19 protein-coding genes and 1 pseudogene are annotated in these 19,905 nt (G+C 56.0%); 2 read left to right on the top strand and 18 right to left on the bottom strand.

The genetic code is table 11. The features are described from left to right. Positions 1 to 22 precede the first annotated feature (22 nt). The 10 genes from METFOR_RS14460 to METFOR_RS04160 all read right to left on the bottom strand — a co-directional run bounded on the left by METFOR_RS14460 (position 23) and on the right by METFOR_RS04160 (position 12,901). Entirely contained in the window at positions 23 to 3,676 is a 3,654-nt protein-coding gene (locus tag METFOR_RS14460; RefSeq protein WP_052310755.1) for a DUF3344 domain-containing protein, read from the bottom strand. Positions 3,677 to 3,843: 167 nt separating this feature from the next. Then, a complete protein-coding gene (locus METFOR_RS04200) occupies positions 3,844 to 4,947 on the bottom strand; it encodes an ABC transporter substrate-binding protein (RefSeq protein WP_015284862.1) in 1,104 nt (367 codons plus the stop codon). A gap of 34 nt (positions 4,948 to 4,981) precedes the next feature. Continuing rightward, entirely contained in the window at positions 4,982 to 6,196 is a 1,215-nt protein-coding gene (locus METFOR_RS04195; RefSeq protein ID WP_015284861.1) for an ABC transporter permease, read from the bottom strand. Next, complete coding sequence (locus METFOR_RS04190) at positions 6,193 to 6,861, bottom strand: ABC transporter ATP-binding protein (RefSeq protein WP_015284860.1); 669 nt, start codon at positions 6,859 to 6,861, stop codon at positions 6,193 to 6,195. Before METFOR_RS04190 ends, METFOR_RS04195 begins: the two co-directional genes overlap by 4 nt. Positions 6,862 to 6,870: 9 nt before the next feature. Next, positions 6,871 to 7,845 (bottom strand): DUF3344 domain-containing protein, encoded by a 975-nt coding sequence (locus METFOR_RS04185; RefSeq protein WP_015284859.1) that lies wholly within the window; start codon positions 7,843 to 7,845, stop codon positions 6,871 to 6,873. Then, positions 7,829 to 9,628: a DUF3344 domain-containing protein gene (locus tag METFOR_RS04180; RefSeq protein ID WP_015284858.1), complete on the bottom strand. Its 1,800-nt coding sequence runs from the start codon at positions 9,626 to 9,628 to the stop codon at positions 7,829 to 7,831. The genes METFOR_RS04185 and METFOR_RS04180 overlap by 17 nt, the downstream gene beginning before the upstream one ends. A 145-nt stretch (positions 9,629 to 9,773) precedes the next feature. After that, a complete protein-coding gene (locus METFOR_RS04175) occupies positions 9,774 to 10,586 on the bottom strand; it encodes a hypothetical protein (RefSeq protein WP_015284857.1) in 813 nt (270 codons plus the stop codon). A gap of 914 nt (positions 10,587 to 11,500) precedes the next feature. After that, complete coding sequence (locus tag METFOR_RS14455; protein WP_015284856.1) at positions 11,501 to 12,145, bottom strand: acylphosphatase; 645 nt, start codon at positions 12,143 to 12,145, stop codon at positions 11,501 to 11,503. A gap of 265 nt (positions 12,146 to 12,410) precedes the next feature. Beyond that, positions 12,411 to 12,632: a type II toxin-antitoxin system HicA family toxin gene (locus METFOR_RS04165; protein WP_015284855.1), complete on the bottom strand. Its 222-nt coding sequence runs from the start codon at positions 12,630 to 12,632 to the stop codon at positions 12,411 to 12,413. Between the two features lie 11 nt (positions 12,633 to 12,643). Then, positions 12,644 to 12,901: a type II toxin-antitoxin system HicB family antitoxin gene (locus METFOR_RS04160; protein WP_015284854.1), complete on the bottom strand. Its 258-nt coding sequence runs from the start codon at positions 12,899 to 12,901 to the stop codon at positions 12,644 to 12,646. 401 nt (positions 12,902 to 13,302) lie between these two features. Here METFOR_RS04160 and METFOR_RS15495 point away from each other — a divergent pair, with 401 nt between their 5' ends. Then, positions 13,303 to 13,449 (top strand): hypothetical protein, encoded by a 147-nt coding sequence (locus METFOR_RS15495; protein ID WP_015284853.1) that lies wholly within the window; start codon positions 13,303 to 13,305, stop codon positions 13,447 to 13,449. Between the two features lie 84 nt (positions 13,450 to 13,533). Here METFOR_RS15495 and METFOR_RS04155 read toward each other — a convergent pair. Both METFOR_RS04155 and METFOR_RS04150 read right to left on the bottom strand, forming a co-directional pair. Continuing rightward, positions 13,534 to 13,800 (bottom strand): annotated as a pseudogene (locus METFOR_RS04155) (HEPN domain-containing protein); the annotation flags it as partial. Positions 13,801 to 13,926: 126 nt separating this feature from the next. Next, complete coding sequence (locus METFOR_RS04150; protein ID WP_015284852.1) at positions 13,927 to 14,280, bottom strand: nucleotidyltransferase domain-containing protein; 354 nt, start codon at positions 14,278 to 14,280, stop codon at positions 13,927 to 13,929. Positions 14,281 to 14,343: 63 nt separating this feature from the next. Between METFOR_RS04150 and METFOR_RS15240 the strand changes: the two genes are divergently transcribed. Then, positions 14,344 to 14,481: a hypothetical protein gene (locus METFOR_RS15240; protein WP_015284851.1), complete on the top strand. Its 138-nt coding sequence runs from the start codon at positions 14,344 to 14,346 to the stop codon at positions 14,479 to 14,481. A 164-nt stretch (positions 14,482 to 14,645) separates the two neighbouring features. Here the strand turns inward: METFOR_RS15240 and METFOR_RS04145 are convergent, their stop codons facing one another. From METFOR_RS04145 to METFOR_RS15780, 6 genes are all read right to left on the bottom strand, one after another. Next, the gene (locus METFOR_RS04145) at positions 14,646 to 16,022 is read right to left on the bottom strand and encodes an ATP-binding protein (RefSeq protein ID WP_015284849.1); all 1,377 of its coding nucleotides are present in this window, start codon (positions 16,020 to 16,022) and stop codon (positions 14,646 to 14,648) included. 37 nt (positions 16,023 to 16,059) lie between these two features. Beyond that, positions 16,060 to 16,503 carry a nucleotidyltransferase domain-containing protein gene (locus METFOR_RS04140; RefSeq protein ID WP_233504446.1) on the bottom strand — a complete coding sequence of 148 codons (444 nt, stop codon included), beginning with the start codon at positions 16,501 to 16,503 and terminating at the stop codon, positions 16,060 to 16,062. 256 nt (positions 16,504 to 16,759) lie between these two features. Further along, positions 16,760 to 17,077 carry a HepT-like ribonuclease domain-containing protein gene (locus METFOR_RS04135; RefSeq protein WP_015284847.1) on the bottom strand — a complete coding sequence of 106 codons (318 nt, stop codon included), beginning with the start codon at positions 17,075 to 17,077 and terminating at the stop codon, positions 16,760 to 16,762. Beyond that, the gene (locus METFOR_RS04130) at positions 17,074 to 17,376 is read right to left on the bottom strand and encodes a nucleotidyltransferase family protein (protein WP_015284846.1); all 303 of its coding nucleotides are present in this window, start codon (positions 17,374 to 17,376) and stop codon (positions 17,074 to 17,076) included. Before METFOR_RS04130 ends, METFOR_RS04135 begins: the two co-directional genes overlap by 4 nt. Positions 17,377 to 17,858: 482 nt before the next feature. Further along, entirely contained in the window at positions 17,859 to 19,151 is a 1,293-nt protein-coding gene (locus METFOR_RS04125; RefSeq protein WP_015284845.1) for an RNA-binding domain-containing protein, read from the bottom strand. A 512-nt stretch (positions 19,152 to 19,663) separates the two neighbouring features. Continuing rightward, the gene (locus METFOR_RS15780; protein WP_199484000.1) at positions 19,664 to 19,828 is read right to left on the bottom strand and encodes a hypothetical protein; all 165 of its coding nucleotides are present in this window, start codon (positions 19,826 to 19,828) and stop codon (positions 19,664 to 19,666) included. Positions 19,829 to 19,905: the final 77 nt, after the last annotated feature.

Below are 19,905 nucleotides of genomic sequence, written 5' to 3'. Positions count from 1 at the left end.
GGGCATTCTCCCCCGTTCCGGGTCACCTGCCTTTCTTCAGCGTGAGGTTGAGTTCGTTCATTTTGTAGGGTTCCACCATGAATCCTTCGTAGGTTGCCTTGGTCTGGTTCTGGGTGACCTTGATGGAGTATTCTCCGACGGCCATGTACTGGAAGACAAACGGGGTCTTCCGGCCGGTATTCTTGCCGTTGAGGTAGATCTTGCCCCCGGCAGGGTTGCTCTGGACGGAGAGGCTCCCGTACAGGTACGGCTCGAGGACAAAGCGCCGGACAAGATCGGTACCGCTGACACGGACCGTGGTCCGGATCGGGTAATAGCCCGGTTTTGACACCAGGAGGACGTGCTCCTGGTCGGAGATGTTCCTCACCAGGTACGGCGTGGTATAGCCCGTCGGGTACCCGTCAACGCTGATATCGGCTCCCGGCGGGTCTGATTCCACCCGGATACTGTTCAGCGTATAGCTCCGCGGCTCCAGCACAAGCTCGCTCGTATTATCGGCGAAGATCGTGTAGGTGACGTAAGCATCGTCCTGCCGGAGGGTGATGAAATTCTGGGTGGACTGGACGGCGAAACTCTCCCCGACACGGTACTGGCGCGGTTCCCCGTTCACGGTGAATACGGATTGGTTGAAAGCGGTCGAGTTGATTGCCGGGCGTGCAAGGACCGGGTTCTCGAACGAGGTGATCGAGATGGGCGTTATCACACCCTTGCCGACAATCACTTCCTTCTTCTCAATCGGGAATATTATCTTATCCTGTGCCTTTGTCCCCTGCACGGAAGCCACCTTCACCTGCACAGTATGTTTACCCTCTTTGAGACCATAGACAACAGCCGGTGAGGTGAAACCGGTCTTCTTCCCGTCCACAAAGATCGTTCCTTCAGGGCTTGACGTGACATAGATCCCGCCATACTCTTCCTGGTCCAGCAATCCCTCCTGCCCGGCTTCGATCTTCTCCCGTTGCAGGACAGTTGTGGCCCGGGTCTTGAGGTCAAAGTTCATGGTCTGGTTTGTTGTCAGGAAAAACCGCTCTTCCACCGGCTCGAAGCCATCCAGTGCAACGGATACCGTATGGTTTCCTGCAGCAAGGCCGGTGACAGTGCCGGGGGAGGTCTTGCCGCGGTATTCGTAATCTACGGAGATGAGCGCCCCGGGGGGGTTCGAGATCACCCGGACCTCGTACGTCCTTTGCGACGGGTCGAGGATCTCCTCGATCGGCCCGGTCGCATGCAGGGACGGGTTTGTCAGGTTGACCGTGCTGGTGGGATCGGAACTGTTCTCTTCGGAATCATCCCCCTCCCCGCCCTTTGAAGATGGCGCAGTGGAAACGGGAAAACCTCCTTCCAGCGCCTTTGTCACAATAAGAATGAGGTTCCGGTTCTCCAGGTAATCGCCCTTGGTCTCTTCCCCCACGCTCCCGATACCCGCGATGTTTTCGGAACGCAGGACGTCCGCGCTGACATTCATCCGTGCAATGCTGATCCCGGAAGACCCGCCGCTTAGTACGTTCGCCCGGGTCCGGCCATTGAACAGGACGCGGTTGCCGCTGCCGGATGCCGCCGTGCTGATGGCATAGAGCTCGCCCTCCGCGATCGCGGTCATGTTGAGCGTGCCGGGGAACTGGATACTCGTCTCCGCAGTTGAGGTATCGACATTGAATTCGGGGTTCGCATATACCGCATCGGATCCCTCACCGACCCAGTACTCGATCTCCTTTCCGTCAGGATCTTCGGCGACAAGGAAAAGCACGACGCCGTACGTGGCGAACTTGTCCTCGGGCCCACCGGTATTGGTGACCGTGAACGTAATCGTCCGGTTCCCGGGCCGGATCCCGGTCAGGGCATAGCAGTGGGTCTCCACCGGGTAGTCGTACGTGCCGTTCCCTTTCCGGTCGGAGTATACCGCTTCCCTCTCCAGGGATTCGCCATCCATCTCCACGCCAGGCGAGGACGCCTTTCCCTGGAGGATTCCGGCATCGTGGCTCCAGGTGGTGTACACGTACAGCCGGGCGTCCGTGACCGTGGCAGCCTCCGGGACGCTCACCTCGACCGGGTAGGTTGCGCTCATGCCCTTCCCGAGCAGGCCGGAGTATCCTTCGGATTTCTGGACCGCCACGTTTCCTTTTACCGCGCCGTGGCGGTACAGGGAGAAGGGCCGGCCGGTATATCCAACCCCTGCGGTCTGGACGGTTCCATTTGCCGATGCATTGGCTGCCAGCTCCACGAGTTCCAGTTCAACGGACTCCGTCTGGTCTTCCTCAAGGAGAACGGTGGCAGTGGCATTCCCGTACCCGGGTTTGAGGAGTTCTACCGTGTGTTCCCCGATAATCACACCCTCAAGGAACGTATCGGAGAGGACGGACATGTTCTTCCCGTCGAGATAGACCCAGGCCCCGTGCGGCTCGGAGGTGATATCGATAGACCCGTTGATCTGGGGGAAGGTGATGTTGACCGTGGTGGTCTCCTTGTTCCTGACCGTGACGGTGACCGGATTGGCTTCCCGGTATTTTTCATTGTCCTCAAGGACTGCCTGGACAGTATGCTCCCCCGCTGCTACCGAAAGGAGGGTTGCGTTCGTGACCTTTTCGGTCTCCTGGTCGTCCAGCAGGATCTGTGCGCCCGGGGGGAATGAGGTCACCTCAAGCGTCCCTTCCGGCCGTTCCCTGTAGCTGATCCGGAGGAGTGCGAGGGGAATCTTGAAGTAGGCGCCCGAACGTTCGTACTGGAGTTCCGTGTCCTCCCCGAGCTCGATCGAGTCGGTCACATCCCAGTCCTCGGTGCCGAAATACTCTCCCTGCGGGGCCCCGTTCCCCATGAGCTCGTCGCCGTTCAGGGTGTAGATGCCGTCCACGCTGGCCATGTACAGAGACGAGAGGGTTGCTGAAAATTCCTTGTCCTCGCTTTCGGATACCCGGGAGGTTGAAAAGGTGGTCTCCCCGGTATATCCCCCGTCGTTCAGCTGGCTCATGGGGTCGTGCCCTTCGTTGATCCAGTAATAGATCTTGTCCCCGTCGTTGTCGTTATAGGCGACCACCAGCGCCATGAACTTGATCCTGCCGTCAAACGAAGACGCGGGGGCCTTCTCGGTTTTGACCGCAACGCCGATGGGTTTTCCCATCAGCTGGCTCTTCATGTCGTACGAGAAGATGTAGTCGCTGGTCACCCGGTTGCCATTGCCCAGGTAGACCGGGCCGGTGCCGCCGTTCCCGGGATACGTGTACTCGACATTCATCTCCTCCTGGCCAAGGATCTGGTCGCCTTTCCCGTCGTTGTCCGTATCGAGGCTTATCTCCGCCTTTCCCGGGTAATTGTTCTGCATGTGGCCGCAATAGATCCCGACATAGAGCCGGGCCCACTGGATTTCGGTAGCGGCCGGGGGGTTGAAGGACTTGTACGCGTACCCCTTCTCGAACCCGTTGTAGGTATCGTACCAGACCCCTCCCGAGACAACTCCCGAGTCCACGGTCCTGAGGTGGATGCCGCCCATGTTGTCATTGGCATTCGCTGCCGGGGCGAGGGCGAACAGGGCTGCAAGCAGGACCAGGATTGTTATGGCGATACCCTGGCGCTTCGCCGCTGAAGAGGACCTCTCCTTAATCGTACCAGGGATTTGCGCAGTGCAGGCAGCTGCCGGGGCAACAGGATGGGGAAGGCACCGGGACAGATGAGAGAGGACCATGATCATACAGGATCTTATATGACTGACGGTATTAAAAAATTTTATAGTATTTATCAGATTTTTTATGAAAAAAGTATTAAAAAGTAGCAAAGTAACTATCCCGGCAGGGTTCCGGGAAATGCCCGGGGCAGCCACCGGGGATTCCGGCACTATCCGCACCGGCAGGGCTATCCGGGCTGCGGGTAGATCGCGGCGGTCGTGTTCGTCCCTGCCACAAAACGGCCGGCATACTCGTCCTGGATCTCCCGGGGATCGATGTCACCGGAATTATCGGTATTGAGGATCCGTGCAACCCAGGCGAGCCCGATCACCGAACGGGGGCCGTAGGTGACGCTTCCCGAGATCACGTATACCCTCCCGTTCCTGACCGCGCTGGTGTTCGCGATGCCGGTCCTGCCGACAAGTTTTGCATGGATCTCGCGAAGCTCGGTCTCGTTCTTTCCCGATGCCGCGGTCTTGATGATCACGTCGGGATCCTGGGCCATTACCCATTCGGCATTGACCTTCGGCGAGGAGACCGGGAGCAGCCCTGCGATATTCTCGCCACCGGCCATCGTCACCAGCAGGTCGCCGCCGCTCCCCCCGGTCAGGGCGGAGTAATCGGAGTACGACTCGATATAGACCCGTGGGGGGCTGGCGGGCGGGTGAGCTGCGGCAGGGGACCGGACCAGCGCCTCGTACCGTTCGAGGAAGGCGATATACTCTTCTGCCTCCGCATCCCTGCCGGTCAGGTTCCCGAGCCTTCTTGTATCGGACGCGAGGGTATCGATCTTGTAGCAGTCGATAAGGAGGAGGGGGATGCCTGCCGAGGTTATCCGGTCGACATTCTTCGGGGTGTAACTCGAATAGCTGATGACTGCATCGGGATGGAGCGAGTGGATCGTCTCGATATCGGGAGCCTGCCAGGACCCGATACTTTCTGCACCGGCATAGCGCGGGCCGAGCACGGGATGGTTCTTCACCGTGTCGGATATCCCGACGACACGGTCCGCTGCGCCGATTGCGAGGAGGAGTTCTGCCGCATCGGCATTGGTGACGATGATGCGCCCGACGGGTGTGCCGGGGGCCTGCCCGGTGCCGGTGGGACTGGCTGACGGTACCGTATCCGGGGTGAGGGGAGGTGGTGCTGCCGTTGCCGGGGTTACTGTCCTGTCCGGGTTCGACACGCACCCTGTCCCGGCGCACACGGCAAGGACCAGGAGCGCAAGGATCATCGTGGCTGCGATACCGGACCACCGGGAGGGTTTTTTCTTCATGGTTCTTTCTGTCATGGCTGTTCTTGTCCTTTTCCTGTTCGTAAGAAAATCATGTATGCCGTATCGCCTCGACCGGGTTCAGGCGGGCTGCCTGGAGGGCCGGGTAGATGCCGGAGACCAGCGAGAGGACAACCGCGACAAGGAACGCTGCGACAAGGATCCCGGGGGTGACCAGTGCCAGGTCGTAGCGGGCGAACGCGGAAAAGAGGTCCCCGGTCTGGGAGAGCAGGTATGCCTTTCCCGCGGTGTTGATCACCCAGGAGAAGAATATCCCGAGGAGATCCCCCAGGATCCCGCCGATCATGCCGATATACAGGCACTCTGCAAGGATCAGCGTCACTACGTCCCCCTGCGAGGCCCCGAGCGCCATGGAGACGCCGATCTCGCGGGTCCGTTCGTATACCGACATGACCATGGTGTTGACGATCATGAGGGCGCCGACAACGAGCGAGATGGCCGCGAAGATCGAGAGGAAGAGGATGACGAGGTCCATGAACCGGTTGACCGACTCGATCTGCCGGAATGCCCCGTTTGCCGTCAGCCCGAGGGACTGGACGTCCCGTGCCACGGCCATCACGTTCTCCGGGTCGTCCACCCGCACGTACACCGCATTGTATGGCATGGACTCGTTGGAAAGGGCGCTGACGGAATCCAGGTCCATGATAAGCAGGTTGTCGAGCGCATCCTCCCGTGCACGAAGCGTGCCTCCCGGTTTTATCGCAAGCTTGCGGTCCGATGGCGCGCCGTACTCGTTATAGTCGCGGATAACGACCGTGAAGAGGTCGCCTTCGCGTATTCCTTCGTACTTCTTCAGCTTCCCGGCCAGTTCGTGGCCGAGAAGTACCTGGTTGGACGATGCAGGGTAGAGTTCCCCCGAGGCCAGGACAGGCCGGAACAGTGCCTTGAGGTCTCCCGCACGGATCCCCAGCACATCGATATAGGTCTGGCGGAGGGTGGAGAAGGAGACCCTGTATACCGGCCCGGCCGCTCCGACATGCGGGATCTTTTGCACAAGCTCAGCCTTGGACTCCGTGATCGGGATGACTGTCCCGTCTTTTATGGACCCGGTCACTTCGATGAGCGTGAGGTCCGACTGCTGCCTGATGGTCTCGATCGCCTGGTACCGGATCCCCTCGCCGAACGAGACCATCGCGACAACGGCGGCGATGCCGATCGCGATCCCGAATGCGGTCAGGAGCACCCGCATCCGTTTTTTCATCAGCTGGCGTGCGGAGAGCCGGGCAAAGTCGAGCAGTTTCGTCATATCGCGGCCACCTTCCCGTCAACGAGCCGGAATGAACGGTCGGCATATTCCCCGAACTCCCGCTCGTGGGTGACGATGAAGAACGTGGCCTTCCGTTCCCTGCCGATCTCCTGCATCAGGGAGAAGATCTCCCCGCTCGTCTTCTGGTCGAGGTTGCCGGTCGGTTCGTCGGCCAGGATGATCGGCGGGTTGGAGACGAGCGCCCGGGCGATCGCCACCCGCTGCTGTTCGCCGCCCGAGAGCTCGGCCGGGTAGTGGTCCCTGCGGCCACCGAGCCCCACGCGTTCCAGCAGCCCGCCTGCCGTACGGGCCCGCACCTCCGGCTCACGGTAATTGAAGAGCATCGGGTATTCGACGTTCTCCTGCGCTGTCAGGTGCGGCAGGAGGTTGAACTGCTGGAAGATAAACCCGATCTTCTGCCGCCGTATCGATACGAGCCGGGCCGGGTCCCGGAAGTCCACGGGTTCACCGTCGAGAGTGAGAGAACCGGAGCTCGGGCTGTCGAGACAACCGAGGATGTTTAAGAGCGTGCTCTTGCCGGACCCGCTCCTGCCGATGAGGGTGACGAACTCCCCTTTTCCGATGGTAAAGCTTGCTTCCCCAAGGGCAGGGATGCTGCCCCGGTATACTTTTCCCAGGTGGTCTGCTTCAATAGTCGTGCACATGAATATCCCTCACTGGTACCTGACATGCAGGATGGCATTGGTCAAAAGCAGGTAGTCTCCCCGGTCCTGTACGGCCGCGGTGTTCCCCCGGGGGGCGAGAAACGCCGTGACGTCCCGCACCTCGGTCCCGATCTGCCGCTGCGCGTCGGAGTCGAAGATGTCGACCCATTCCTTCCCGTTCGCACCCGGGAAGACAAGGCCGATTATCACCGAGAAGAGTTCCGGCAGCGCCGATCCCTGCCGGTAGTTGAACTGCAAAGCGTTTTTCCTGATGACATCCGAGCGTGTGTACCCCCCGGATGGGGCGATGAGGTGGAGCGTGGCCGATTCTATTCTCTTTGTGTCGATCTCCTGTCCGAAGTCCAGGCTGCTCGTGGCCATGTCAGGGGTGATACCGTAGCTGTTGTACAGCATGTCGCACCCTTCCTTTGCGATGACGAGACCTTCCGGGGACGAGGCGCTCCCGTACACGGTGAGGAGCCCGATGCCCTGGATCACGAAGGTGCTGTTCCCTTCCCCGCTGTTCTCTACCATGACGGCGACCGGGCCGGCACCGGGTATGATATGTTCGCCGGAGAACGTGTCCACGCCCGAGTAGAAGTCGCTTGGGCTGCTGAATCCCTTGTTGTCGGTATACCGTGTTTCGCGGACCGGTACGGTTCCTGTGCCGGGGCCCGGTACAATGGAGATCTCCGGGTAGACGGTCTGCTGGTCCCTCCGGCTCCAGGCCCAGTAGACATAGTATCGCTGGTATTTCACGACCGCGTCTTCCGGTATACCGGGGGCGAACGAGACCGCATACCGGTCGCCGGGATAGATCGTCCCGCTGTACGTGCTGTTGCCGGTCGAGAAGCTGTACCCGCATTTCCCTTCGCAGGTGAAGGCATCGGCAAGCGGTTTGTCGCCGGCATAGGTCGCGAGGACCGGCACGACGAGGAGGGCTGTGCAGGCCAGTGCCATCGCCAGCCTAGCCCGGGAAGTCATACCGGCCCTGCGCATGGTTGTTGCCCCGGCTGCTGTCCTTTATTGCCCCTTCTTCGTCGACAACGACCTTCACTTCGTGGGTGCCCGGGGCGACAAAGACCGGGATCGGGATATCCGTTGTTGCCCCGGCTGCGAGCCCGGCATCGATTCGTTTGGCGGCGATCTTCTCGCCATCGAGGTATACAGACACCGTGAACCCGGGGGCATCGCTCCCCCCGCTGTTTGTCACCTGGAGGGGGAGGGTATATTCCCGTGCACCCGTCTCCGCTGCAACCGGTACGGCAATGGCGGGGATGACCAGCATGAGGGCGAGGAGGAGCGATCCGGCCTGCACGGGCGACGGGTATCTCCGCCTGCCATGCCATGCGAGAAGGAGCCCGACCGCAGCGATTGCCCAAAAGGCCGAAAGCGGGGACTTTGTTACGGCCGCAGCTGTGTTCCCCATTACCACAGGCGATCCGATACGGACAGAGAGGTCGGGAGGGGTGCCGGCTTTCAGCGACAGCGAGGCCTCGTTGTTATCAGGCCGGGTATCGGCGGGCGCTGCAACCCCTGCGGTAATGGTGTGGCTCCCTGCCGCTGCCACCCAGGGGACCTGCACTACGGCAATCCCGCTCCGGGGGACCACGACCTGCGTGGTGTTGAGGGTCTTCCCATCGACGGCAAACGTGACGGGGACAGGCCCGGCAGGGGGAACACCGTAACTCCGTACGGTCGCCTCCAGGACCGCGTTCTCGCCTGCAAATGCGTTCTCAGCCCGGAGGCCTTCTGCTGCAAGATCGGTCCCCGTGCCGGTGCCGGATTTTGTTATGGTGAGGATTGCGAGGACCGGGTGGATGTAGTCCTCGCCCTCCGGTGCATCGCCCGTCGTGGCAATGGTCCCGTCCCCGTCCAGGTCGAGGCCCCGGATGAACCGTACCGTGTTCTCCTCCGATACGAGTGCTGTGACGTCGAATACCTCCATGTCGGCATACCGCGAAGGGGTACCTGCACCCCCCTCCGCATTGAACGAGACCTCGTCCCCGATGTCCGTGACCTTCGGGTCGGAGGCGTTCCGTACCGGTTTGCCGAGGTACTGCCCGTTGAACTGCACGTAATCCGGCTGGCCCCTTCCCCCGGCCAGGAGGAGGACCGAGAGGTTGGCCCGGGTCATGCCGGACAGCCCTGCGCTGGCGAAGGTGACGTTCGTGTCCTCGTGCTTCGTGGGGTTGGTCCCGGCCCAGCCCTCGCCATGGAGGTTCTCGTTGCCCTCCGCGATCCAGTACTGGGTCCCGCCGGCCCCCGGGTCGTCGACTGCTGCAATCACAACGATCGCATAGACCCGGCCGTCCAGCTTGTTGCCGGCTTCGCCCTTGCTTGTTGTCACGGAGATGAGGTTGTCCCCCTTTGTCAGGAGATCGGTCGGGTCGTACGCGATCCAGTAGATGCCGTGGCCGGACTCGTAGAGCTCGCGGTTCACGTCCCGGTCGCCGTTGAGGAGGTACCTGACTTTCTTCTTGTTGTTGATGGTGATGTCCGCCCAGCCGGTATACTTTTCCGTTCCGCCCCAGACCCCGGTATAGACCCGGGCGAACCGGGGGGCCGAGGGGAGCGAAAAGCCGAGTTCGTACGGCGGGTTCTTCAGGCCGTACTGCCCGAAGACGATGACGTTGCCTTCGACGGTGCCCTGTGCGGCAACGGCGAGGGGGAGCCCCTCGAAATCGTAGAGCGCTCCTGCGGGATATGCGAGAAGCGCCGATGCAAGAAGGATGAGGAGAATGGTTGCATGGGTGGTGTTTCTCATGATGATTACCGGATGTTGTTACGTATGATTAATTCCATGTTACAATTTCAGATAAATATGATGATTTTATTGCGGCGGGTTCCGGCACGATCCGGCGTGGTGAGACCGGGCAGCCGGCGATACCTGCTGCCGGGCCGGCCGGGGATTATGCGGGTTGTTCGTATCCGGACAGTTGTTCCAGGATTGCATGGAACATGTCCTTATGCCGGTGGTTGTACCGGAACGCGAGTTCCTGGACATACGCCGGGACAGCGTCCCGTTTCAGGTACCGGTGCCGCGACCAGCTGGTCTGGGCGTATTTCCAGAAGACCGTAAGCGGGGGCCAGTGCGTCCGGTTCTTCGGCTGGACGAGGACGACTTCCTGGTTCTCCCGGTCCGGGTAATACGCGATCAGGCCGTGGTAGGTCTTCTCGCAGGTGTCGATGAAGAGGATGTTCCCCCGGAGGGGCCACGGGATGTCCATATTGACGATCAGGTCGGTTGTCGCCGGGGGGAGCGGTTCGATCCGGACGGTCTCGGGACTGTAGTGGATGCCGAAGATTACCGGGCCGGGCCGGGCCCTTGGGTAGATCGGCTCGGTGCCCGGCTCCTTCAGGATAGCAGTCCCGGCCATCCCATCGGCAAAGGAGAGGCGGATCCGGTGGTAAAGATGGTCTACAGCGGAGAGACTGATATGGAGCCGCTCCGCAGCATCAGCAGGCGGGATCTCATCGGCAAAGAGGCGGGCGATGCGGATGAACTGGAGGTAGGTGAGGCGCGTGTTCTCGATGATGCTCCCCCTCCGCAAGCCCCAGGTGAAACCGCAGTCATTGCACCGTGTCCGTCCCCGCCCGGCCGGACTCACGTGCGTGCTGCCGCAGAGCATGCAGGGCTGGACCCCGTGGAGTATGCCGGCCTTCAGGAGAAATTCCTTTGCCCCGGCTTCGTTCCGGGTCATCTTTCCAAGCGACGATTTCATGTCTCGATCTCCTGTAGCAATCTGGTTTTCATTCATTCATGATAAATATTTTCTTAATTTTACTACTTTGTAATACTTTTCTAAAAAAAGTGTTACAAATTTGGTGGAAAAGTATTACTAAACAGGCTGGCATCATTCCGGCCGGACGGCTGCCCGGCATACACCGGCCAGCCTTACGGGATCCGTATCGCCGGAGAACGGTTTCCCATGACGGGACAAAGCGGCCCGCCGGGCGATCCTCCCGGGCACGGGGTGATGTTTTTTCCTTATATGTTTTCATACGTTCCCGATATGAAAATCATAAATATACTATGACCTTAGATAATGTAATACTGATGTCCGTTATCTGTAACAATACCTGAGAACTGAATTACTATTTTCCAGTACTATGGATTGTGTATTGTGCATAACAGCACCGGACATACTGTACGTGAAGGATAAATTCCGGCCCGGGCAGGAATTAACCGGGTACTCCCGCCAGCACCCGGGCCATAAAATATGATGATATCGCTTTCAAGACCTGAAGATAAACGAATATAATCGGATTCTCTTTTCCGGAGCTCCATTACCCGGGGATACCCGCTCGCAGCACCGGTACTCAATGGAAGGACACTAGCGATCTCGCGAGCATGGCACGAGTTGCGGCAATTCCGGCTAAGAAACGTGAAAATTACAAAAGAAGAAGTCTCCAGGACGTTCATTTTTTTGAACATATGTCCATTATTATGAACGATATTATTCAGCAGGTATGATGCTTCCCCCGGGAGAACGGTCCTGCAAGGTACCAGAGAGAGATTATTCGTATCGATAAGGCAGGAATATAAGCGGGTGGCTGTAATTGCTAAAAGGGTTGTTGTCAGGGATTAAACCGGAATTAGCAGGACCGGTATATCATGCGGAAAGGGGATTGTTTCTTACATCAGGCCGATTTTTGTTTTGATCTGCTGGATATCCTGTTCAATAACGGATAATTTCCGGTCAAAGGAAGATCGCAGGTCGGTACGCAGGTCGTGGATCTCGCCCGTGATCGATGCTTCCATTCGATCCATTTTCCCCAGCATCTGATCCTGTTTCTCAAGCATCTGATCCTGTTTCTCAAGCATCTGATCCTGTTTCCCCAGCATCTGATCCTGTTTCTCAAGCATCCGATCCTGTTTCTCAAGCATCTGATCCTGATTCTCAAGCATCTGATCCTGATTCTCAAGCATCCGATCCTGCTTTTTATCAATACTGATGATTGCCGGGATCCCTTTGGAGAGCTGCGCAATCTGGATCATATGCATATAATCGGTGATGGAGATGACATGCCCCTCATACGGTTCAAAGGCAATATCGGAAATATCTGCATCCGGGGGATGTTCCTTGCGGACAACGGCACTGAACGTTTCCACACGTTCAGGTTCGCCTTCATACTGCACGATTACCTGCTGACCGTTGTCCTGCACCTGGTTTCTTGCATTAAATCTCTGGAAACCGAGTTCGAGCGATTTCTCAAGCAGGAACACCCGGTACCCGACGTCATGGACTTTTTTACCGGTGATGACTGCCTGCATCTTCATGATTGTATATATTTTTCATTGTATGGATTAAATAGTCTCCGGAGCGGCCAGGACCTGCGATGGGGACATATCCACGCGCACCCCGCATTCCGCTGCTGTTTCGCTGGTGGCAGACAGGCATACCATCATCCGTATTCATTGACCTCCATGGGATCGCGTGCCCCCGATCCGGTTGTTCATGGATACAAGCCCGGTAACAGCAAGACAGGAGCCCGGTGAGCGGGAGGGGCGTTGGACGGCATACATTGGGTGTCGGGTCTCATAATCAGAGCAACGCAACGAACTCATCCACAGTAAGTCCGGAATCCCTGATAAGATTCCGAAGCGTCCCGCGTTTCAGTTCCTTATGAAGCGGAACAGAATGAGTAACTTCCATACCAGCTTTTTCCATGATGACATGTCTTGCTGTCTGCCAGCTGCTGGTAAAACCGGCTTTACTGAAGGCTTTTATTGCAGCGTGACCAGATAGAACGGGAAGTTTTGCCATCTTATACGGATTTATACGGATACTTCGACGACTTTGCTGCCCTGCCTGCGGTGCGCACGCTCGTTCAGCACGGCAACGCATCCTTCAATGGCATCTTTGATGTTTTCCAGTGCCACCTCCATGCTCTCCCCTTCGGAATGGCACCCGGGGAGTGCCGGGCAGCTGACCGTGTACCCCCCATCTTCAGTATCCGGTGTTATGACGACTTTAAAGATTATATCAATAGACAGTAATGCTACCTTGAATCTGATAAAAATTTTGAAGGGCACACGCGGGGGGATAAGGACATCGCTGATGAGTATTGAAACCCTTTTATCCGGAGCGCTGAACCATATCGATACATGCCACCTTTTAAGCCCCCGCGCCTCTCCGGCTATCCCTATACCCCTTTACAGTCCGGCCTCACCTGCCAGCAGGAAAAATCCCTGCCAGAAGATATTGTATTTTGTATACTGTTGACTCCATTCTATATTGTAGCGTATATAGCATCAGAGTGATATCACTTTCACCGGCAATGGCATTAAAAAAATTTAATATCAAATAATATTTGCTACGTTTTTTCAAAAACGAATTAATAGCTTCTGCGCAGAGGCATACCTGTTCGCAACCGGTCTGCTGATGATTACACCATCCCATCCATGGCCGGCCTCGCGGACATGGAGTAAAACCAATGGAAGCGAAACGAACAGAGAGCAGGCTCGGCAGGTTCTCATACCTGCTGAAGGGCAGGGCCCGGCCGCGCAGGTCGCTCGCGCTCATGATGGCGCTGGTGATCGTTGCGGTGATGGCGGGAGTGGTTTCGGCGGATAATTGTTAATGGTTTCTTTTTTGTATTGTTGTACGGTGTCCTGAAAAAATCCCCTGCCACAAAACAACCGGGTTTACGCGGGGATCCGATCCCTCAGAACCGGCTCTCAACCCATGCAACAACCTGCTTCGCCATGGATAGTGCCTGAAGGAATTCCGGTTCTTCAATTGGTTCATAATGACCGGGATACCGGGTTGTCACAGCATAGTAAGAAAGTCCAACTGCTCCCTTTACTTCTCCAAGGATATCTATGCCATTTTTCTCAAGCGTTTCCGTAAGCAGGGAGAGGGAATGCGTGGCTGAAGGAACAAGATTGTTGAGAACCATGAACGCCTTGAGAGATTTTTCTGCAGCCTGCTGACTGTCGCAGGCAGTGTGATTTCATCACTATGCCTTCTCCTCAAGCCTGGTGAACACCGGTCTTGAAATCAAAACAAAGGTCTTCGTAGACAACATCAGGACCGGTTTTTCCCATTGCGGCCCGACTCAGGTTACTCCTTGCCCGGCCCAGCCACTGCTTGAGCAAGCAACCGGTTTCTCATAGATCACTTTTCCCTGGAGGGCAATATCATGGTAGATGAGGAATGGATTGTCTTTGAGCTCATCAAACGCATCCGGCGTCTCTACGATGATATCCACCGCAACTCCGACTCCATAGAGATTGCGATAGATCTGCATTGCAAGATCCCGCCTCCGTGTAATCCCCCGTTTGATTACGCATATGTCATAATCGCTCTGTTTTTTATTGTTCCGCCGGGCCCGGGAGCCAAAAAGGATGATTCGATCAGGATCTGCAGTCCGTGTGACGATCTCCACAATCTTCTGGATTGGGGTCTGCATTTTCTGTCGCGTGGTTATCGGGATGGTAATGTCCCCCCTTTTGGTACGTGCCGGAATTGCTGAATGATAATTATCATTCACGGGTCGTATGTCTGTCAGCTCATGCAGGCAGGACCGGCGCCCGCGGTCCCGGGGCACAAGGAGCAGGAGATCGATATCACCGGATGTAACGATAACACGGGCCGGATCCTGTTCTGTTAATGTATGTAGCGGGAATCATTCCCTGCCGGCATGGTGTCGGCAGACTGTGTGGTGTTCCGGGGGTGTGGCGCGCGAAGAAGGAGACCGTGTGTCATTCCACTATAGTGTACGGGGTACCATTTCGTCTCAATCAGGTTTGTACGAAACGGCGGGCAAACCCTTTTTTAAAGCCCCATATCGGTCAGCTCGCGAATAAAATGCCCTTCATCGATCAGGATCTCTTTTCCCGCGATTGACCGGGCAGCAAGGCCCAGAGTTACCGGTCCAGACAAACCCTTGACACGCGGGATCTTCTTTCCGAGGTCCGCGAGGATTTTTTGTGATTCAAAAAGAGAGAGTTCGCGGTTTTTGATCTCAATGGCAAGAGACCCACGCGAGCTGAGTGCGAGAAGGTCGATCTCGTCTCCCCTCCGGTTCCACCACGATCCGATATGTTCATACCGGGCAGAGAGTTCCTCGCGAAGAAGTGTCCGTACCATCTCTTCGAATGCCCAGCCGGAAAATGCCCTCCATTCCTGAAGAACCCGTTTTTTGAGGGGTGCATACTGTCCGCTCTGGTACTGGCTCATATTCCGGTAGATATACCGTGCATAGAACCGGAAAAAATTATCTGAATAAAAATAACGTCCCATCTTTGAACGACGATCAATTTCTGTAACCGGAACCCGGTACTCGATGATCCCCATAAGATCGATGAGATCGCGGAGGTACGAAGGTAACGAAGTCGGTTCAAGGTGCGTGTAATCTGCGATCTCTTTCTGGGCGCACTTTCCCTCTGCGATTGCAGCAAGGATCTCGTAGTACGTTGCATGCTCCTTTCCGAATTCCTCGATGAGCACATCGCTCATTTCGCGGCGGAGTGGCGCCAGGTCTGAAAGGAGAAGGGTATCAAGGGCACTCTCAAGATCGGTACAACCGTACTTGAAAAGATACGGATAATAATAGATTGTCCCGCCAAACAGGAGATAGAGATCGAGCCGTACTGCGGGATCGGTTATGCCAAGATCGGCAAGGACAGAAAAGCATTCTTTTGGACCGAAAGGACCCAGCGTGAGAATGTTGTCTGCACGCTTGAAGAGCGGCGCACCCCCTTCAAGAAAGATTTTCCGGATCATCCCGACGGATGAGCCGGAGATGATAAGGAAGATACGGGATTTTTTTCCTTTGAGATCCCAGAACCGCTGCAGCTGCGAAATGAACGAGGGATCAATCTTTAAAAACCTCTGGAACTCATCGAAAACGACAACAAGAGGTTTCTCATACGACAGGAGAAATTCAAGCAGGGTTTCCGGTGAGGTAAGCCGGATATATTCGGGCAGGTCAAGGTTTGCGGCAGTAAACCGCCCATACTCCTCCATTAAAATGTCTATGCTCTTGTTCTGGTCGACATAATAATACAGAGCGGGTTTGTCCGTGCAGAACTCTTTTATCAATTCGGTTTTTCCCACCCGCCTCCTGCCGGTAATAACAAGAAATGACGGCCCGGTCCTGTACAGCTGCTCCATGAGCCCGCGTTCTTTTTCCCGGTCATAGAACCTCATATGATTATGATTGTAATTATTATGGATATAATCATTGTTATCGCACCCGCAGGAAAATCCACTCCCGAAGGTAGCGTAGTTTGTATACAAATTTGCCTATTGCATGGGACAGTCTATATACTGCACCACGTATCCCGCTTCCCCCGGCCCAGCCACTGCCTGAGCAAGCAACCGGTTTCTCATAGATCACTTTTCCCTGGTGGGCAATATCATGGTAGATGAGGAATGGATTGTCTTTGAGCTCATCAAACGCATCCGGCGTCTCTACGATGACATCCACCGCAACTCCGACTCCATAGAGATTGCGATAGATCTGCATTGCAAGATCCCGCCGCAGGGTAATCCCCCGTTTGATTACGCATATGTCATAATCGCTCTGTTTTTTATTGTTCCGCCGGGCCCGGGAGCCAAAAAGGATGATTCGATCAGGATCTGCAGTCCGTGTGACGATCTCCACAATCTTCTGGATTGGGGTCTGCATTTTCTGTCGCGTGGTTATCGGGATGGTAATGTCCCCCCTTTTGGTACGTGCCGGAATTGCTGAATGATAATTATCATTCACGGGTCGTATGTCTGTCAGCTCATGCAGGCAGGACCGGTTCCCTGCGGACATGGAGAAGAATAATGGAAACAACAAGAACAGAAAGCATACTCGGGAGATTCTCGTACCTGCTGAAGGGCAGGGCAAATGCCTCACCGGAAACCCCCCCGACCTTGAGGTTATGCCATAACCGGACCTAGCGCGAAAACTGCTTTTTTAATATCGGCAGATCGTGTTCTACGACTTTCCAGATGGCATCCCGGTCAATACCAAAATAGTGATGGACCAGGATATTCCGCATGCCAATAATTTCCGACCACGGGATATCCGGGTGTGCCATACGGAATTCCGGTGAAATCCCCCTTACTGCTTCTCCTATGATCTGGAGGTGATGGATTACCCAGACCTGGGTCATTTCATCGTGATAAAAAAAATCCTTTCCTTTGACCGCTCCTTTATCGATTCTATCAATCGCCTCAAGGATATCCAGTACACGCCCGGGATCGTCTCTCATAATGCGCGGGCTTCACTTAATATGCGGGCACGTATCCGCTCCCGGAGTCCCGCTTCGGTCACGACATCTACCGGGTGATCAAGCAGCTGCGACAGATCCATTGCCAGTCCTCCGAGATCCAGGAGGCTCCGGTCTGGGTCCAGATCGATAAGGAGATCGATATCGCTATCCGGGCCGGCTTCCTTTCGTGCCACGGATCCAAAGATACGGACGTTTTTCGCACCCCTCCGCTCTGCAAGGGATAGGATCTCGTGCCGCTTCCGAATGATGATATCATAGATATCGGTATCGGTTCGCATGTTCCTGTACCTAGATTGGCGTTCTGTTCAAAAAACCTATTTATAGGGTCTCTGCTCTTTTGCGCTCACCCGGGGGTGCGTTCGATAGGATCTTTTAAAATACCCTGGCCGATATCAACAGGCGGTTCGGGAAATATTTGGTGTGGGGCACGCGCAAAGCAGCTGCACGTCATTCCTACCAGGCAGGGTTTTTGGCTCCGGAACGCGGAAGAGCGGGATCTTTTTCAGGAACTGTTCCCTTGTCAATGCAATACCGCTCCTTTGCCCGGGTTCGCGTGCCCGTTCACGGTTCCGCATGCATAACCGTCCGGCCCCCGCCGGATCCCGGTTTCCCAGCCCCGGAAACAAGTCCCGATCGTCCTGCCCCGATACAGCAATTCCGATATCAGGCCGATTTTTGTTTTAATCTGCCGTATATCCGGTTCTCGTACGGTCTTTGGCCCGGAGCTGAATGAAGGCCGGTCCGCAGATCCGGGATGCGTTCAGGAGGATGCAGTGTACCTTGTATGGGCACCGGATCCCTCTTTTTTGACAAGACCCAGTTCTTCGAGGTTTTTTAACCTGCGGATAATTGCGGGTTTGGACATCCCCAGAGAACAAGCAATCTCGCTGCTTTTTGAAGGATTATGGATTGCATCGAGGATCTGCCGGTCTGTTGCATCGAGCTGCGCATCCCGTTTCCTTTCAAAGATCACCCGGAAGCGGTTGGCCGTGGTCTCAAAGGATACCGAGCAGAACGAGTGGCGTTTCACTTCGTCCTGAATGAGGCGGATGCCAAAACCATAGCGTTCAATAAAGCCCGTGTCGTACAGGAGATTGGAAAGTGCCGGATTGCGGGGGATATGTTCCGGATCCAGGATATCCACACCTGGCATCAGCCCGCCGGGATTTCTGATTTCTATCCGGCCCGGGTAAAGGAATATCCGGATATCCGCGCTGATTACATAGTTGCGATGGGCAACCGCATTGATGAGCGCTTCGCGGAGCGCACGAGGTGGATATTCCTCAATCCGGACCCGTCGTACCCCTACGATCAGCTCGATTTTTTTGATCTCCCGTACGAGGTCCGTGTATGCGCCCTCGATCGTCTGCCATACCGGGCCTTCATATTCTTTACTCCAGGCAGGTTCATCATTTTCCATACCGATCATGCGGATTTTTGCCTGCGGGATCGCATCCGTGGAGTTCAGGAAAAAAAGAGTCCCGGCATTGGTAAGCCGGTCCTTGCGGAATGCACCCGTGCTACGAAGATAGCGGTCCCGGTCTTTGGGGTCGATATGTTTGCCCCGGGATTCCTGAATTTTCTTAAAGAACCAGTCAATATACCGGGGGTTTGCTTTCATATCGGCAGCTGATGGCGCTTCATCCCACGTGAAGGTTCCCTGTTCAGATGAGAGCAGGAGAATTTCCTGAACGGACAACGGCCGGGCGCTCGTTCCGATTCTGATATAGACCACTCCGCCTATCGAACAAAGGGATGGACTCTTGCCGACCTCTATGATCAGGACCTGTCGCTGGTTGACGGACAGTTTATGGGTGGTAACCTGTGGCGGGGGGACAATTGACTGGAGCGCCCCGGTTACCTGTTCGAGGGCTTTTTTTATATCGGTTCCCACGATAGATCCGTTATCCCCGACACCGATGATGAGGTATCCGCCATCGGCATTGGCAAACGCTGCAATCTCGTGATGGAGTGTTTTTACGGGCATTTTTTTGAATTCGACCCGCTCGGATTCTCCACCCCGGATCAGGGCAAGAAATGTGTCGAGATCCACGATTACTGTAAACTACTGTAAAGGCAATAAACGTAACGGTAACGGGAGTTATGACATTTTTTTGTGCGTTACATGAGTTTACACTAATTCCCGGTCACCGGAGATACGCCCCCCGGGCGACCATGGGGCTCTTTTGGCAACTCCGTCAGCCGGGCGGTAAAGATTTTCCATATAGCGCTGCCTGATATCCGGTGGCTTCCCGACAATCTGGGGTTTCCGGTCTGGTAATCGATACGGCTGGCTGTATCGCAGAACAGCGGTCCCGTTCATTCCCATCGATATTCCGGGGCCGTTTCCACCTGCCATTTCTCTTTTGCGAGGTGATGCCGGATACGGGCAGGCCATGTACCGGAGTGCACACACCCCGCTTCCCCCGCCCGCCGGAAAAATCCCCTCCGGAATATACCGCAGATTCTATACAACTTCGTCTATCGTATAGGAGGATCCGTATAATGTACTACTTATACCATTATCCCCGGCCCAGTACCACAGAAAAGTTGTAAAATACAGTGTTACGAATAAGTGAAACGTATTAATAGCTGCTGCGCAGAGGCCTGCCTGTCCGCAACCGGTCTGCTGGTGATTTCTCTTGCATATTTATACACCGCCATCCTCCCCGGCAGTGAATAATCCTCGATAATCTTACCGGGCGGTTTTACCGGATAAGGTTCAGCCATTCCGTCCGTCACCGGAAAATTGGCAATCTCCCGGACACCATCACGGGTATAAACGAGGTGGCTGCCCCGGCCACCCC

The organism is Methanoregula formicica SMSP, from assembly GCF_000327485.1.
In the GTDB taxonomy this organism is placed as follows: Archaea; Halobacteriota; Methanomicrobia; order Methanomicrobiales; family Methanospirillaceae; genus Methanoregula; species Methanoregula formicica.
Note: the sequence above shows the minus strand (reverse complement) of the source record. Positions and strands in the feature narration are given on the sequence as shown.